The sequence below is a fragment of the Bartonella vinsonii subsp. berkhoffii ATCC 51672 genome, from assembly GCF_902825225.1.
Lineage (GTDB): Bacteria > Pseudomonadota > Alphaproteobacteria > Rhizobiales > Rhizobiaceae > Bartonella > Bartonella berkhoffii.
The window spans coordinates 1-388 of the sequence record NZ_CADEAK010000339.1 but is presented as its reverse complement, the minus strand read 5'-3'; the positions used below and the strand labels follow the sequence as shown (position 1 = coordinate 388).

Genomic DNA, 388 nt, shown 5'->3' with positions numbered 1-388 from the left:
CAAAACGTTATGCTGTAGTTTCGAGCTAATGATCGGAAGAAAAAGGACCTGCCCCAGGTGTCCCTTTTAAAAGAGCATCGCCCCCAATTTGTGCGCCGGGTATAGTCGGTGCGGAACCGTTGGGATAAAATATATTTCCTGTACCGCCTGCAAAAAGAACAACTTTCCCTTGATTCAAATAACCAATGGCTGTACGCTGTGAAAAACTTTCCAAAATTTGTGGCAGAGCGATCGCGGACAATACTAGTGTCTCAACCCCTAGCTTTAGCAATTGTGTTCGCAATGCTAAAAAATTAATATCCGTGGCAAGCAGTCCCATATGAGCACCTTTCACACGATCCCCTCCATGTGAAGCAACAGCAACTCCACGAAAAATATTTCCCCCTCC

The 388-nt window shown here is 45.4% G+C and carries 1 pseudogene; it reads right to left on the bottom strand.

Going from position 1 to position 388, the window contains the following annotated elements:
* Positions 1 to 31: 31 nt before the first annotated feature.
* Positions 32 to 388 (bottom strand): annotated as a pseudogene (locus J7R10_RS09515) (amino acid kinase family protein); the annotation flags it as partial.